This is a genomic window from Flavobacterium sp. CECT 9288, assembly GCF_918731615.1.
Lineage (GTDB): Bacteria > Bacteroidota > Bacteroidia > Flavobacteriales > Flavobacteriaceae > Flavobacterium.
In genome coordinates, this window is record NZ_OU957226.1 from 1,199,468 (window position 1) to 1,216,361 (window position 16,894).

Below are 16,894 nucleotides of genomic sequence, written 5' to 3' on the forward strand. Positions count from 1 at the left end.
CGGTTACTGGCGTATTGGTATAATCTCCGTTAGTTGTTGTTTCGTTGGTAAATCCTAAAATAAGGGTTATGTCTGTAGCGGATGGGTTGCTCAAAGTAACTACAAAATTCAAGTAGTCACCTTCAGTGTTACTCGCATCTGCTATAGTTACTGTTGGCGCATTGTCATTATCAGTAATGGTTACAGTTGCAGATTGAGTACCTAATTGTGTTGCACAACCTCCAGTTACGCTGTCAATATTTGCAATAACTGTTTCTGACCCTTCATTGATATTGTCATCTATTGGAGTAATGGTTACAGTACCAGTAGTTGATCCCGATGGTATAGTTATAATTGTACTATTCACAGTGTAATCAGAACTTGATATTGCTGTTCCTGAATATGAAATTGTAATAGTTACATCACTAATGGTTGCAGTTGATAAAGTAGCTGTTAAGAGTGCACTAATTCCAGAATTTTCAGCGATTGAAATGGTACCTGTCAAGCTTACTGTGGGTGAAAATACAGTAACTGTTCTTGTAGTAGCGGCATTAGCACAACCACCTGTTCCAGTTACGGTATAAGTTATCGTAGCTGTTCCTGCGGCAACCCCAGTAATTACTCCTGTTGAAGGATTTACGGTTGCGATTGCTGTATCGCTTGAAGAAAAAGTACCACCATTGGTAGTAGAAGAAAAAGTTGTTGTAGACCCTACACATATTGTTTGATTACCAGAAAACGTTCCAGCATTTGGAGCAGCAATTACCGTAAAAGTAGCATCAGAGGTAGTTGCAGGACAACTTCCGTTGGCAGCAACAGTGTAGCGAATTGTTACAGAAGTATCCGCTGTAACATCAGCTGGGGTATAAGTAGTTCCAGAAATGGTTCCACCACCAGATACCACAGACCAAGTTCCACCAGCTGGAGTAGCCGATAATGTTTTGGTAGTGTTCTCACAAATAGCAGTAGTAGTTGTTGTATTAGTTGCTGTTCCTGCGAATGGATTCACAGTAAAAGTAGCATCAGAGGTAGTTGCAGGACAACTTCCGTTGGCAGCAACAGTGTAGCGAATTGTTACAGAAGTATCCGTTGTAACATCAGCTGGGGTATAAGTAGTTCCTGAAATGGTTCCACCACCAGATACCACAGACCAAGTTCCACCTGCTGGAGTAGCCGATAATGTTTTGGTAGTGTTCTCACAAATAGCAGCAGTAGTTGTTGTATTAGTTGCTGTTCCTGCGAATGGATTCACAGTAAAAGTAGCATCAGAGGTAGTTGCAGGACAACTTCCGTTGGCAGCCACCGTATAACGAATTGTTACAGAAGTATCCGCTGTAACATCAGCTGGGGTATAAGTAGTTCCAGAAATGGTTCCACCACCAGATACCACAGACCAAGTTCCACCTGCTGGAGTAGCCGATAATGTTTTGGTAGTGTTCTCACAAATAGCAGCAGTAGTTGTTGTATTAGTTGCTGTTCCTGCGAATGGATTCACAGTAAAAGTAGCATCAGAGGTAGTTGCAGGACAACTTCCGTTGGCAGCAACAGTATAGCGAATTGTTACAGAAGTATCCGCTGTAACATCAGCTGGGGTATAAGTAGTTCCAGAAATGGTTCCACCACCAGATACCACAGACCAAGTTCCACCAGCTGGAGTAGCCGATAATGTTTTGGTAGTGTTCTCACAAATAGCAGCAGTAGTTGTTGTATTAGTTGCTGTTCCTGCGAATGGATTTACCGTAAAAGTAGCATCAGAGGTAGTTGCAGGACAACTTCCGTTAGCAGCAACAGTGTAGCGAATTGTTACAGAAGTATTTGCTGTAACATCAGCTGGGGTATAAGTAGTTCCAGAAATGGTTCCACCACCAGATACCACAGACCAAGTTCCACCAGCTGGAGTAGCCGATAATGTTTTGGTAGTGTTCTCACAAATAGCAGTAGTAGTTGTTGTATTAGTTGCTGTTCCTGCGAATGGATTTACCGTAAAAGTAGCATCAGAGGTAGTTGCAGGACAACTTCCGTTGGCAGCCACCGTATAACGAATTGTTACAGAAGTATCCGCTGTAACATCAGCTGGGGTATAAGTAGTTCCAGAAATGGTTCCACCACCAGATACCACAGACCAAGTTCCACCTGCTGGAGTAGCCGATAATGTTTTGGTAGTGTTCTCACAAATAGCAGCAGTAGTTGTTGTATTAGTTGCTGTTCCTGCGAATGGATTCACAGTAAAAGTAGCATCAGAGGTAGTTGCAGGACAACTTCCGTTGGCAGCCACCGTATAGCGAATTGTTACAGAAGTATTTGCTGTAACATCAGCTGGGGTATAAGTAGTTCCAGAAATGGTTCCACCACCAGATACCACAGACCAAGTTCCACCAGCTGGAGTAGCCGATAATGTTTTGGTAGTGTTCTCACAAATAGCAGTAGTAGTTGTTGTATTAGTTGCTGTTCCTGCGAATGGATTTACCGTAAAAGTAGCATCAGAGGTAGTTGCAGGACAACTTCCGTTGGCAGCCACCGTATAACGAATTGTTACAGAAGTATCCGCTGTAACATCAGCTGGGGTATAAGTAGTTCCAGAAATGGTTCCACCACCAGATACCACAGACCAAGTTCCACCTGCTGGAGTAGCCGATAATGTTTTGGTAGTGTTCTCACAAATAGCAGCAGTAGTTGTTGTATTAGTTGCTGTTCCTGCGAATGGATTCACAGTAAAAGTAGCATCAGAGGTAGTTGCAGGACAACTTCCGTTGGCAGCCACCGTATAACGAATTGTTACAGAAGTATCCGCTGTAACATCAGCTGGGGTATAAGTAGTTCCAGAAATGGTTCCACCACCAGATACCACAGACCAAGTTCCACCTGCTGGAGTAGCCGATAATGTTTTGGTAGTGTTCTCACAAATAGCAGCAGTAGTTGTTGTATTAGTTGCTGTTCCTGCGAATGGATTCACAGTAAAAGTAGCATCAGAGGTAGTTGCAGGACAACTTCCGTTGGCAGCAACAGTGTAGCGAATTGTTACAGAAGTATCCGCTGTAACATCAGCTGGGGTATAAGTAGTTCCAGAAATGGTTCCACCACCAGATACCACAGACCAAGTTCCACCTGCTGGAGTAGCCGATAATGTTTTGGTAGTGTTCTCACAAATAGCAGCAGTAGTTGTTGTATTAGTTGCTGTTCCTGCGAATGGATTCACAGTAAAAGTAGCATCAGAGGTAGTTGCAGGACAACTTCCGTTAGCAGCAACAGTATAGCGAATTGTTACAGAAGTATTTGCTGTAACATCAGCTGGGGTATAAGTAGTTCCAGAAATAGTTCCACCACCAGATACCACAGACCAAGTTCCACCTGCTGGAGTAGCCGATAATGTTTTGGTAGTGTTCTCACAAATAGCAGCAGTAGTTGTTGTATTAGTTGCTGTTCCTGCGAATGGATTCACAGTAAAAGTAGCATCAGAGGTAGTTGCAGGACAACTTCCGTTAGCAGCAACAGTATAGCGAATTGTTACAGAAGTATTTGCTGTAACATCAGCTGGGGTATAAGTAGTTCCAGAAATAGTTCCACCACCAGATACCACAGACCAAGTTCCACCTGCTGGAGTAGCCGATAATGTTTTGGTAGTGTTCTCACAAATAGCAGCAGTAGTTGTTGTATTAGTTGCTGTTCCTGCGAATGGATTTACCGTAAAAGTAGCATCAGAGGTAGTTGCAGGACAACTTCCGTTAGCAGCAACAGTGTAGCGAATTGTTACAGAAGTATTTGCTGTAACATCAGCTGGGGTATAAGTAGTTCCAGAAATGGTTCCACCACCAGATACCACAGACCAAGTTCCACCAGCTGGAGTAGCCGATAATGTTTTGGTAGTGTTCTCACAAATAGCAGTAGTAGTTGTTGTATTAGTTGCTGTTCCTGCGAATGGATTTACCGTAAAAGTAGCATCAGAGGTAGTTGCAGGACAACTTCCGTTGGCAGCAACAGTATAGCGAATTGTTACAGAAGTATTTGCTGTAACATCAGCTGGGGTATAAGTAGTTCCAGAAATAGTTCCACCACCAGATACCACAGACCAAGTTCCACCTGCTGGAGTAGCCGATAATGTTTTGGTAGTGTTCTCACAAATAGCAGCAGTAGTTGTTGTATTAGTTGCTGTTCCTGCGAATGGATTCACAGTAAAAGTAGCATCAGAGGTAGTTGCAGGACAACTTCCGTTGGCAGCCACCGTATAACGAATTGTTACAGAAGTATCCGCTGTAACATCAGCTGGGGTATAAGTAGTTCCAGAAATGGTTCCACCACCAGATACCACAGACCAAGTTCCACCAGCTGGAGTAGCCGATAATGTTTTGGTAGTGTTCTCACAAATAGCAGCAGTAGTTGTTGTATTAGTTGCTGTTCCTGCGAATGGATTCACAGTAAAAGTAGCATCAGAGGTAGTTGCAGGACAACTTCCGTTGGCAGCCACCGTATAACGAATTGTTACAGAAGTATCCGCTGTAACATCAGCTGGGGTATAAGTAGTTCCAGAAATGGTTCCACCACCAGATACCACAGACCAAGTTCCACCAGCTGGAGTAGCCGATAATGTTTTGGTAGTGTTCTCACAAATAGCAGCAGTACTTGTTGTATTAGTTGCTGTTCCTGCGAATGGATTCACAGTAAAAGTAGCATCAGAGGTAGTTGCAGGACAACTTCCGTTGGCAGCCACCGTATAACGAATTGTTACAGAAGTATCCGCTGTAACATCAGCTGGGGTATAAGTAGTTCCAGAAATGGTTCCACCACCAGATACCACAGACCAAGTTCCACCAGCTGGAGTAGCCGATAATGTTTTGGTAGTGTTCTCACAAATAGCAGTAGTAGTTGTTGTATTAGTTGCTGTTCCTGCGAATGGATTCACAGTAAAAGTAGCATCAGAGGTAGTTGCAGGACAACTTCCGTTGGCAGCAACAGTGTAGCGAATTGTTACAGAAGTATCCGCTGTAACATCAGCTGGGGTATAAGTAGTTCCAGAAATAGTTCCACCGCCAGATACCACAGACCAAGTTCCACCTGCTGGAGTAGCCGATAATGTTTTGGTAGTGTTCTCACAAATAGCAGCAGTAGTTGTTGTATTAGTTGCTGTTCCTGCGAATGGATTCACAGTAAAAGTAGCATCAGAGGTAGTTGCAGGACAACTTCCGTTAGCAGCAACAGTATAGCGAATTGTTACAGAAGTATTTGCTGTAACATCAGCTGGGGTATAAGTAGTTCCAGAAATAGTTCCACCACCAGATACCACAGACCAAGTTCCACCTGCTGGAGTAGCCGATAATGTTTTGGTAGTGTTCTCACAAATAGCAGCAGTAGTTGTTGTATTAGTTGCTGTTCCTGCGAATGGATTCACAGTAAAAGTAGCATCAGAGGTAGTTGCAGGACAACTTCCGTTAGCAGCAACAGTATAGCGAATTGTTACAGAAGTATTTGCTGTAACATCAGCTGGGGTATAAGTAGTTCCAGAAATAGTTCCACCACCAGATACCACAGACCAAGTTCCACCTGCTGGAGTAGCCGATAATGTTTTGGTAGTGTTCTCACAAATAGCAGCAGTAGTTGTTGTATTAGTTGCTGTTCCTGCGAATGGATTCACAGTAAAAGTAGCATCAGAGGTAGTTGCAGGACAACTTCCGTTGGCAGCAACAGTATAACGAATTGTTACATTAGTATTTGTAGCAACGTCTGCTGGGGTATAAGTAGTTCCTGAAATGGTTCCACCACCAGATACCACAGACCAAGTTCCACCTGCTGGAGTAGCCGATAATGTTTTGGTAGTGTTCTCACAAATAGCAGCAGTAGTTGTTGTATTAGTTGCTGTTCCTGCGAATGTATCAACCGTTACCACCACAGGTTTTGTATCCGTACAGCCTATTGTATTGGTACCTTTAATATAATATGTACCAGCAGTAGCAGCATTAGGAGTTGTATAAGGTATGGTTGCAGCTGCATCACGCCAATACGTATATGTTTGTGTTGATGATCCAGCAGTAATAGCATTTGCAGTTATGTTTACAGTAGCTGGAGAACAAACTGCAGCTGGATTGTTTATTACCAAAGTATATGCAGAACATTCAGGTTGAACAATTAAGCATTGTGGTACAACATTGGTTAAAAGCCCACCAGAAGTTGTAAAATTAGAATTGCTGTTTGTAAAAGGACCTGGATTTCCTGTACAAGATGGATTGAGTTGCCCAGGTCTATTGGTAATATCTACCGTAATTGTTGCTGTAGCTCCTGCAGGTAAAGTCAATCCAGAAAGAGAAACACTTCCTGTATTTGGATTTGCCGTTACCGTTCCTAAAGTACCGCCTCCAGTATAATTTATCGTTACGTTAGGAGTAGCTGCTACTCTAATATTAGACGGTAATGTATCTTCAAAACCAATTCCTGTTAGTAACGCTGCTCCTCCACCATTATTTGAAACCACCCAAGTGTACGTTGCAGTTTGACCATCTATTATTGTTGTTGGTGATAATGTTTTTGTTACTGTTGGAGCTGTAACATCAATAGATATAAAGTAAGATCCTGAAACCAGTACGTCAGGCACACCATTTGGATTAGATCGTTGCCTTAATCTTACATTAATTGGTGTTGTAGAATTAGGTAGAATGTTTGATGCATCAAAAATATCAGCATCGTAATCCCAGGATTCTGCAGCACCATAAATATGTCCTGCACTAATGGGGTCGCGAGTGGTTATATTTCCTGAAATTGCAGGTCCTCCATCTGCTGAAACATTATTTGTAGCTGCCATAGCAATACTACTATTCAATGCATCACTAACTTCACCGGTTCTAGGATCTGTCAAATTGGTCAGTGTAGATGTTGTAGTACCAAACTGAATTTCATCAGGATACGTTCTATCTCCGTATGTTCCGGTTATACCTACAACAGCGCGTACTCCTCCACTTGCCGGTACTGTAACATTGTCAACATCAGAAGTTACTGTTGTATTATTAAAAATTCGCCAATTGTCTGCGATCGTGATATTTCTAGATGGGGAGTTAGCATTACTATATACTACTATTATGGACCACCCACCCATAGGAAGACTTGAGGGACCAGGTCTAGGGTCTGCAAGGAAATAACGTCCTGCTGTTCCACCTCCAGCTGTACTTACATATCCATTTGCTGGGATAAGTGCAGTAATATCCCAAATCGCTTGATAGAGTGAATTACTTGCGTTTTTGTTTGATAAAGATGATGTTGTATTTAAAGTGGTATAGTTTGCTGAACCAGGTGTTTTTATTTTAACAGAGGTAAATGACCCTCCACCTATACCTTTTTCAATAGATAAATAGGCTCTTTCAATTCTAGATCCAGCAGGTAAAATTAAATCAGAACTAGTAGATAGTGTTGTTGTTGGATCGCCGTCGATATCAGGTGTGAGTCGTGTAGTGATGTTTCCTGGTGCACTATAATACCAGGAGTTACCAAATAATGTAGCACCTCCTTTTATTACACCCTGATAACGTTGAGTTGTTTGCCCAAAAGTGGTAGTTAGAGAAAGTAAAAAAATAAAATTTAAAAAAAGACCAAATAAGTTTTTTTTAAATTTCGCAGAAAAATGAAAGTATTGGTTTTCCATATTTTTTGATATTCTTATATTTTGCTTGAATCCTCTTTAAAAGGATTTGATTTTATATTTCAGTTGTCTTTTTTACTTAGTAAAAAAAGCATTTACGTTATTAAATATTTATTAACAAAGGTAACTATTATTTAATTAATACAAATTATACTCTTTTAATGACCTAAATAGCCGATAAATGACTAGTTTTTGTACATAAATGATATTGTTCTATGTAAATTAAGATCTAATTTTATCTTGTTTTTAAAAAAATTGACTAAAATCTCTATTTGTTGTTTTTTTTGATTTTCATAAACTATAAAGTGATAGTTAATTAACTTGTTAAATCGCTGAAAATCAAATATTTGAAACATATAACTTGCCTTACAAATAAATACGTTTTTTTTTGTACTTTGGTTTTACTTTTAGTCCAAGTTGAATCAATTAATTAATGCCAAATAATGTAAAGTATGAAAAATTTAATTTTGGTTAGGCATGCAAAGTCGAGTTGGGAGGTTCCCGTTCAGGATAAAGATCGTGTATTAACATGTAATGGCATGAAAGATGCCCATTTTGTGGCTGGTCACGTCAAGTCTTTGTTGCCAAAAACTTTTACCATCTGGTGTAGCACTGCAAAAAGAACTACAAATACGGCGTTAATTTTTGCACAAAATTTTTTGTTTCCGCTTGACAGTATCATTTACAAAGACGACCTTTATACCTTTGATAGAAAACAACTCCAAAGAGTGGTTGAATCCTGTCCAGATGATATAGAGAGTTTGATGATTTTTTGTCATAATGAAGCCATTACTGATTTTGTCAATCGTTATGGGGATGTGACCATAGATAACGTTCCTACCTCAGGATTTGTTTTTTTGAAATTTGATACGACCCATTGGAAAACTATAACAAAAGGTAAAACAGAACATATATTATTTCCCAAAGATTTAAAATGAATAAAACGTTAGCATACAAATATATTGATAGAGAAAAAAGTTGGTTGGCTTTTAATGCAAGGGTTTTGCAAGAGGCGGGTGACCCTTCGGTTCCTTTACTAGACCGTTTGCGTTTTTTAGGCATATTTTCGAATAATTTAGACGAGTTTTTTAGAGTTCGATTTGCAGCCATAAGACGTTTGAGTTTAACCGGAATCACTGGTGAAAAATACCTAGGAGGAATTTCGGCTCAACAACTGGTAAAAGATATTACTGAAATTGTTATTGAGCAACAATCAGAAAGTTTACGAATTCTAAACATTATAGAAAGTGAACTAGAAACAAAAAATATTTTCATCATTACCGAAGCAGATATTTCTGTAGAACAAGAAATTTTCTTGAAAGATTTTTTTATTCAAAAAGTGAGTCCTGAGTTGGTGACTATCATTTTGAATGATTTGGCTGAATTTCCAGTACTTAAGGATACCTCTGGTTATCTAGCCGTAAAACTGGTTATGAAAAGAGATGATGAAGTACGATATGCTGTCATTGAAATCCCTAAAACCATTAACCGTTTTGTAGTCCTGCCATCACATGATGAAAAGCAATACATTATACTTTTAGATGATGTTATTCGTCATAACTTAAATAATATTTTCAATATTTTTGATTACGAAAGTGTATCCGCGCATATGATAAAAATCACTAGAGATGCGCAACTTGACATTGACAGTGATTTAAGTAAAAGTATGATTGAAAAAATCTCTTTGAGTGTAAAAGATAGAAGAATAGGGGAGCCGGTACGTTTTATCTACGATCAGTTGATTGAAGAGGATACTTTAAAATTCTTTCTGGATAAAATGAAAATTGTTTCAACAGATAGTATAATCCCTGGCGGTCGCTACCATAACAGAAGAGATTATATGGACTTTCCTAATTTAGGCAGGTATGATTTATTGTACGAAACTAAACCGCCGTTGCCTATTCCGGGTTTAAGTTTAGAGGGAAGCATGCTAGAAAAAATCAGTGAAAAAGATTATTTGCTGAATGCTCCTTACCAATCTTTTTCATATTTGACTAAGTTTTTGCGTGAGGCTGCACTTGATCCAAAAGTAATTTCAATTAAGATTACATTATACCGTTTAGCCAAGAATTCTCAAATCATTAGTTCCTTAATTAATGCTGCCAAAAACGGAAAAAAAGTAACGGTTCAAATAGAATTACAAGCCCGCTTTGACGAAGCTTCAAATATATCTTATGCAGAGCAAATGCAACTGGAAGGTATTGAACTTATTTTTGGAATAAAGGGATTGAAAGTTCACAGTAAAATATGTGTTATTGAAAGAGTAGAAAACTATAAAATAAAACGTTATGGTTTTATCTCAACGGGAAATTTTAACGAGTCAACCGCAAAGGTTTACACAGATGTGACTTTGTTTACTAGCCACCAGCAGATCTTGAAAGACATCATGAGAATTTTTGAATTTTTTGATATTAATTATAGAGTACATCGTTACAAACACTTGATAGTGTCGCCTCATTACACCAGAACTAAGTTTGTAAAATTAATTGACAGGGAAATTATTCATGCACTGGCAGGAAGAAAAACACATATAAAACTAAAAATGAATAGTTTGTCTGACTTTGCTATGATTGATAAACTCTATGAAGCCAGTCGTGCGGGAGTAAAGATACAATTAGAAGTACGTGGAATATGTTCCTTGATTCCTGGAATTCCGGGTATGAGTGATAATATTGAAGCTATAAGTATAGTTGATAATTATTTAGAACATTCAAGAGTGTATATTTTTGGGAATGCAGGACAAACAGAAGTCTATATTTCATCGGCTGATTTTATGTCTCGAAATCTAGATGGTAGGGTAGAAGTTACCTGTCCTATTTATGATCAAGATATTAAAAAAGAACTGATTGACAATTTTGATATTGGCTGGAAAGGAAACGTAAAAGCAAGGTTTCATTCTCATAAATTTGATAACAAATACCGCCCTCGAAACCATAATCCTATCTTTAGAGCGCAGCTAGAAACGTACCGTTATTATGAAAAAAAACTAGAGGATGCTACTAAGAAAGAAAATTTAGCATAGTTTTTGTTTTACCAATTATAATTTTAACCTGAACGGGATCCGTCACCTTGATCAGGAGTTTCAAATACAAGAAATATGATTCAAATAAAAAAATACGCTGCAATTGATATTGGCTCAAATGCAATGCGATTGTTAATTGTCAATATTGTGGAACAAGACGGCAAAGAACCGCAATTTAATAAAAGTTCCCTTGTGAGGGTGCCTATCCGTTTAGGGCAAGATGCTTTTACAGTGGGTGAAATTTCTGCAGAGAACATTGATAGAATGTGCGATGCTATGAAAGCATTTAACTTGCTGATGAAGGTACACAAAGTAGAGCGTTATATGGCATTTGCAACATCGGCCATGCGCGAAGCCTATAACGGCAAAGAAGTTGTTGCTATCATAAAGAAAAAGGCTGACATAAAAATTGAAATTATTGATGGCAAGAAAGAAGCTGCCATTATTGCTTCAACTGATTTGCATCATTTATTAAAATCAGATCAAACCTATCTTTTTGTAGATGTGGGGGGAGGAAGCACGGAATTTACTTTGTTTTCCAATGGTAAAATGATAACTTCTAGATCCTTCAAAGCAGGTACAGTACGCTTGCTCAATAACATGGTTTGCGATGTAGTATGGGATGAAATTGAGAAATGGATTAAAACCAACACGCAAGAATATGACGAGGTTACACTCATAGGTTCTGGTGGAAATATCAATAAGTTATTTAAATTATCTGGAAAGACTCAGGAAAAACCATTGTCATACATCTACATGAATTCACAATATTCTTTCTTGAATTCTTTATCTTATGAGCAAAGAATATCAGAATTGGGATTAAACCCAGATCGAGCTGACGTAATTATTCCTGCAACACGCATTTACATGAATGCTATGAAATGGAGTGGTGCCAGAAATATTTATGTGCCTAAAATAGGTCTTTCTGATGGAATTGTAAAAGCCATGTATTACGGTAAAATATAACGTTTTCTTCTTGTAATTAAGCGTCTAAATCTAATCCAAATGTAGTTCGTAAAAGTTCTATATTTGGATTTATTTGTAGTAACCTGTTGTAGCGGTCTTGGTCGTTAAAACTTCTTTTTGTTTCAATAGTTTCGTTTACAACTACGTTTATAGTAATGTCATGATTGTGTAAATGACCTTTTAAATAGCCTAACAATCCGTGTAGTTGACTTTCAAAATCTAGCTTTGAACCTTCGTTTGGTAGTTCAATGGTAATTGCAGTTCCGTCTAGTTTTGGGTCGTTTATTAGCAATAATGATTCCATTATTTTAAATCCCTTGTCGCCTAATCGTTGTGCATATTTGTTCCAATACACTAGCATTTCAGTCTCTGTAAAAGATTCGGTTGGTAAGTGTAATGTTTCTTTTACTATTCCTTTACTGCTTTCTTCAAGTGCTTTTTTTGCCCGAATACTTGCTAATGAAAACGCTGAGACTTTTGGTTCTCCAGTATTTGAAACGGGAGTATCAGCAACAGGAATTGGAATTACTTTAGCTGGCTGTTGTACTAATATCTCAGCTGGAATTTCTGGTTTACTTTCAGGTGCAGAAGTAGAGGTTACCGCCGTTTCTATTTTTTTTGCGACACTGATGGAGTAGTCGTTTTTTCTAAAATAAGTTGGTGGAATTATATATTGCTCAACTTTTTTTTTTTCTCCATCAATAGTGATAGAGGCAAGTTGCATCAAACAAAGTTCTACAAGCAATCGCTGGTTTTGACTCAATTTGTATTTTAAATCACAATCGTTTGCAATGCCAATTCCTTTTAATAAAAAATCTTGACTGCATTTTTGAGCCTGTGCCCCATACATTTGCTGGGCTTGTTCTCCTACTTCTAACAAAGTTAAAGTTGCTGGAGTTTTAGATACTAGCAAATCTCTAAAATGAGACGCTAATCCTGATACAAAATGATGCGAATCAAAACCCTTGGCAAGGATTTCGTTAAAAGCCATTAATAATTCTGGAATTTTATTTTCCAAAATTAAGTTGGTCATGTTGATGTACGTTTCGTAATCAAGCACATTCAAGTTCTCCGTAACGGCTTGACGGGTTAAGTTTTTCCCGCAAAACGAAACGACTCTATCAAAAATAGAAAGGGCATCACGCATGGCACCATCCGCTTTTTGAGCTATGATGTGCAAAGCATCGTCTTCAAAAATTACGCCTTGACTGGTAGCCACTTCTGCAAGATGTTCTTTGGCATCTTTTACGGTTATTCTTTTGAAATCAAATATCTGACAACGAGAAAGTATTGTAGGGATGATTTTATGTTTTTCGGTCGTGGCCAAAATAAAAATGGCGTGCTTAGGTGGTTCTTCTAATGTTTTTAAGAAAGCATTAAAAGCTGCCGAGGACAACATGTGAACCTCATCTATAATGTATACTTTATATTGCCCTGTTTGGGGTGGGATTCTAACTTGGTCAATTAAATTACGAATGTCATCTACAGAATTGTTTGAAGCGGCATCTAGTTCAAATACATTGAAAGCAAAATCTTCGGTAGGATCATCATATCCAGGCTGATTGATTTTACGAGCTAATATACGTGCGCAAGTGGTTTTACCCACACCACGAGGTCCTGTAAACAACAAGGCCGATGCTAAATGGTTGCTTTCTATAGCATTGAGCAAAGTGCTTGTAATGGCTTTTTGTCCTACAACATCTTTAAAAGTTTGTGGACGATATTTACGGGCCGATACAACAAATTGTTCCATAGCATTTTTATTGGATAGCAAATATAGGCTTTAATTTAAAGATGCAAAAATTTAAAGATTGAAAGATTTTATATTTTAAAGTACACTTCTTTTTGAGGAAATTTTCTAGCCCAGATAGAAGTGAAAATCCTTATATGCCAGTCCCGAAACCTCGGGATGGCGGATAAGATTGAAACGAATAGCTGGAGAAAGCTCCTAAAAAAAAGTAATATTTAGAGTTTGATTTTCAAGTTTTTAAACAGATAAAAAATATTAAGAATTTCTATCTTTGATGGTGAGATCTAGTAAAACTTTGGCAGCATCATTATCTGAATTTGCTGCGTAACCTGCTACAAAAACCCCTTTTTGTCCGGTAGTTGATAGTATACCGTAAACGGTGGCTTCGTCATCTGGATTTGATTCCCCTTCATATCTATAAATATGTTGGATTTCGTAATGACTCGGGTTTTGTATAAGGTCTTGGTCATAAATGTTAAAATCAACTGTAAATCCTTTTTCTTTTAAATCTTCTAAGGCTTTTGAAACGCTGGCATAATGATACATTTTTGACATAGTATTGTTTTTATAGATAAGATGGTAAGGTAACTGTTTTATTATGAAATGGTTGTGAAGGTCTTGTTAAAGTAAGTAGTAGAAAATGAGATAAAAAGATTTAATAATGCTAAATTTGCCGTCGCAGACCGCCTTATCGTCGTCTTGCCTTTATGGGCGAGAGGGAGGAAAGTCCGGACACCACAGAGAAGCATAGCGGGTAACACCCGTCGGTTTCGTCTTTACGGATGAGATTAGGACAAGTGCAACAGAAAGTATGTACAGGTAATGCTGTAGTGAAACCAGGTAAACTCTATGCGGTGAAATATCAAGTATATCAGCATTTAAGGGTATCTCGTCCGTTGCTGAAGGGTAGATAGCTTGAGTCCAAGAGTAATTTTGGATCTAGATAAATGATAAGGGTTTTGAGTAATCGAAATACAGAATCCGGCTTATAGGTCTGCTTTTTTTTCTTTTTCCACTTTTTTTTGTTACTCTATTGTCATGGATTTTAGTTTGGTTCTATAGGCTTCAAGAGCCACTGACTTTGATATAAAACCATAATATTTACCCTCTTTAAGTACAGGTAAGAATGCTTTTTTCGACTTTTCGAATTTATTCATGACTTGTTCCATACTGTCAAAGGGTGCAATAGTTTCTACAGGTGCCATCATGATTTCTTTCACCAAAGTATATTTGACACGATAGGTGTTAAAAATGATTTCGCGAATATCATTAAAATGGACAATTCCAAGTAAGTTTTGTTGGGCATCAATGACACCAAAAATAACTTGATTCGAATGAGAAATGAGATCCACTAAGCGTTCTAAATTTTCATCAGGAGTTACCGTTAAAAAATCGGTTTGAATAATAGTGTTGGTTTCTAGTGTAGAAAGGATATTGGTGTCTTTATTACTGGTGAAAGCATGTCCTTTTTCGACCAAGTTTTTAACATCCATAGAGTGTTTTTCAAAACGTTTAGAAATAGCAAAACTGATAGAAGCCACAATCATAAGAGGAATCATTAAATTGTAACCTCCAGTTATTTCGGCAATCAAGAAAATGGCGGTTAGTGGCGCATGAAATAATCCACTTAATATTCCCGCCATTCCTACTAGTGTGAAATTGCTAACGGGTAATTTTGTGAGTCCTGTGAGATTTAGAAATTTTGAAAAAAAGAATCCTACATAAGAACCTAAAAACAAGGAAGGAGCAAAATTACCTCCGTTACCACCACTGTTGATGGTAATGCTGGTTGCAAAAACTTTGAGCATCATAGTAGCACCCACAAATAGTAAAAGCACCCAACTATTGTTTCTAAAGTCACTAAAAAGAGTATGTTCTAGTAATTTACCAGGATCACTCTCTGAAAGGGTTTTGATGCTTTCATAACCTTCACCAAAAAGTGTGGGGAAAACAACAATTAATAGTGCTAAAATGCTTGCTCCAAAGAGCCCTTTCTTGAAGGGAGAAAATTTTAAGCGTCCAAAAAAATGTTCTACTCTTTGAAAATTTCTAGAGTAGTACACGGCTATTAATCCAGTGAAAATACCAAGAAGTACATAGTATAAAATGTTGTGGTAATCAAAACTTTGTTGTTGTTTGAACGACAAAAGAATTTCCTCATCCAATACAATTACAGATACGAGTGCTCCCGTAGCAGCGGCAATCATGATGGGAGTAAAGGCAGCTATACTAACATCAACTAATAAAACTTCAATGGCAAATAGAACTCCAGCAATGGGTGCGTTGAACGCCGCTGCAATTCCTGCGGCTACACCACAGCCTATCAAAAGAGTTCTGTCTTTGTAGCTTAATTTATAGTTTTGAGCATAATTTGATCCAAAAGCAGCACCGGTAATTACAATAGGACTTTCTAAACCTGCTGATCCACCAAGTCCAACAGTTAGCGAGCTCGTTACAATTTGGGCATACATTTGTTTCCTGGGGATAATACTTGCTTTTTTTGCAACAGCATATAATATTTGAGAAGTTCCTTTTTGAATGCTTCCGCCTAATACTTTTTTTACCACCAGAATAGTGAGTAAAATTCCAATGATGGGTAAAATACTAGTCAGAAAACCAAGTTTTAAAATGCCGCTTACATACGTTGCAAAAATAAACACCCAGTGTGCAAAAGTTTTCAATACAATTACTGCAAAAGCAGCTGAAATACCCACTAATACTGCTGATAAAAATATAAATTGTTTAGGAGTCAATAATGATTGTGCTATTGAAATAATAGCTTCTAACCTTGAAATATATTTTTTAAACATGATTTTTAAAATGATTCACAAAGCTACATTATTTTAAGCGAACCACTATTTTTAAGGGCTTCTTTTGTGCTTAAAGGTTTTAATTTATTCGAATTTACAAAGATAAGGACCGCTTCGGGATTTGTTTTAGCATATTCACGAAGCGCCCAACCGATGGCTTTTTGAATAAAAAATTCGGAGGAATTGGCGTATTTTAAACAGAGCCAAAAAAGGAGATCTGCATTCGTTTTTTGTTTGTATCCCAATTGGAAAAGAATCAAACTACGATGCAACCATATACTCTCTTGACTTGAAAATCTTGTGATAACGTTCTCAGTTTCGTTGGGGAATTGCTGTAAATAGTCTCCCAAAATGTATTTTGCTATGGTGTCAACGCTATCCCACCAGGAATGCTGCAATATTAGTTTTTCAATCCAATCGATGTCAGTATCACTATAAGCCTTTTTCTTTTCTTTTATTAGAATTTCAATGGCGCAATAATGGAATTCTCGTTCTGGTTTGTTAAAAAGAGTTTGAGCAATTTGTACAGAATGATGGTGTACTTCTTGTTGGTTTTGTTTCCAAATTTCTTTAAATAGTTCTCTTCTTTTGGTGGTGCGAATACCAAAAAAGGAAAACTTATTGCGCATGTATTGCGACATTGCAAAAGCGTTTTCTACATTTCTATTTTGTTCAAACGCGTTTTCGAGTGTTGAGATAAAGTTCATGGAAACAGAATTTAAAAAGATTGTTTCGGTTTTTTAGTTACA

At 37.8% G+C, this 16,894-nt stretch carries 8 protein-coding genes and 1 other RNA gene (1 of these 9 only partly in view); 4 read left to right on the forward strand and 5 right to left on the reverse strand.

Annotation, left to right across the window (positions count from 1 at the left end; translation table 11 throughout):
• Positions 1-7,600: the 5' portion of a Calx-beta domain-containing protein gene (locus LQ189_RS05210; RefSeq protein ID WP_230154753.1), read on the reverse strand. The gene continues 21,605 nt to the left of window position 1, outside the view; the window shows 7,600 of its 29,205 coding nt (coding positions 1-7,600); it begins with the start codon at positions 7,598-7,600; its stop codon lies beyond the left edge, outside the window.
• A gap of 449 nt (positions 7,601-8,049) precedes the next feature.
• Here LQ189_RS05210 and LQ189_RS05215 point away from each other — a divergent pair, with 449 nt between their 5' ends.
• From LQ189_RS05215 to LQ189_RS05225, 3 genes are all read left to right on the forward strand, one after another.
• Positions 8,050-8,535: a histidine phosphatase family protein gene (locus tag LQ189_RS05215; protein ID WP_230154755.1), complete on the forward strand. Its 486-nt coding sequence runs from the start codon at positions 8,050-8,052 to the stop codon at positions 8,533-8,535.
• The gene (ppk1, locus tag LQ189_RS05220) at positions 8,532-10,619 is read left to right on the forward strand and encodes a polyphosphate kinase 1 (protein WP_086454187.1); all 2,088 of its coding nucleotides are present in this window, start codon (positions 8,532-8,534) and stop codon (positions 10,617-10,619) included. Before LQ189_RS05215 ends, ppk1 begins: the two co-directional genes overlap by 4 nt.
• Positions 10,620-10,694: 75 nt before the next feature.
• The gene (locus tag LQ189_RS05225) at positions 10,695-11,585 is read left to right on the forward strand and encodes a Ppx/GppA phosphatase family protein (RefSeq protein ID WP_230154756.1); all 891 of its coding nucleotides are present in this window, start codon (positions 10,695-10,697) and stop codon (positions 11,583-11,585) included.
• Between the two features lie 16 nt (positions 11,586-11,601).
• Here LQ189_RS05225 and dnaX read toward each other — a convergent pair whose 3' ends face one another.
• Positions 11,602-13,338, reverse strand: coding sequence for a DNA polymerase III subunit gamma/tau (gene dnaX / locus LQ189_RS05230; protein ID WP_230154757.1), 1,737 nt, complete (start codon positions 13,336-13,338; stop codon positions 11,602-11,604).
• Between the two features lie 252 nt (positions 13,339-13,590).
• Positions 13,591-13,890, reverse strand: coding sequence for a hypothetical protein (locus LQ189_RS05235; RefSeq protein ID WP_230154758.1), 300 nt, complete (start codon positions 13,888-13,890; stop codon positions 13,591-13,593).
• A gap of 120 nt (positions 13,891-14,010) precedes the next feature.
• On the opposite strand from LQ189_RS05235, the gene rnpB reads away from it, so the two are divergent.
• An RNA gene (gene rnpB / locus LQ189_RS05240) (RNase P RNA component class A) lies at positions 14,011-14,340 on the forward strand.
• A gap of 20 nt (positions 14,341-14,360) precedes the next feature.
• On the opposite strand, the gene LQ189_RS05245 is transcribed toward rnpB, so the two are convergent.
• A complete protein-coding gene (locus LQ189_RS05245) occupies positions 14,361-16,145 on the reverse strand; it encodes a chloride channel protein (RefSeq protein WP_230154759.1) in 1,785 nt (594 codons plus the stop codon).
• A gap of 23 nt (positions 16,146-16,168) precedes the next feature.
• Positions 16,169-16,852 carry a DNA alkylation repair protein gene (locus LQ189_RS05250; protein WP_230154760.1) on the reverse strand — a complete coding sequence of 228 codons (684 nt, stop codon included), beginning with the start codon at positions 16,850-16,852 and terminating at the stop codon, positions 16,169-16,171.
• Positions 16,853-16,894 lie beyond the last annotated feature (42 nt).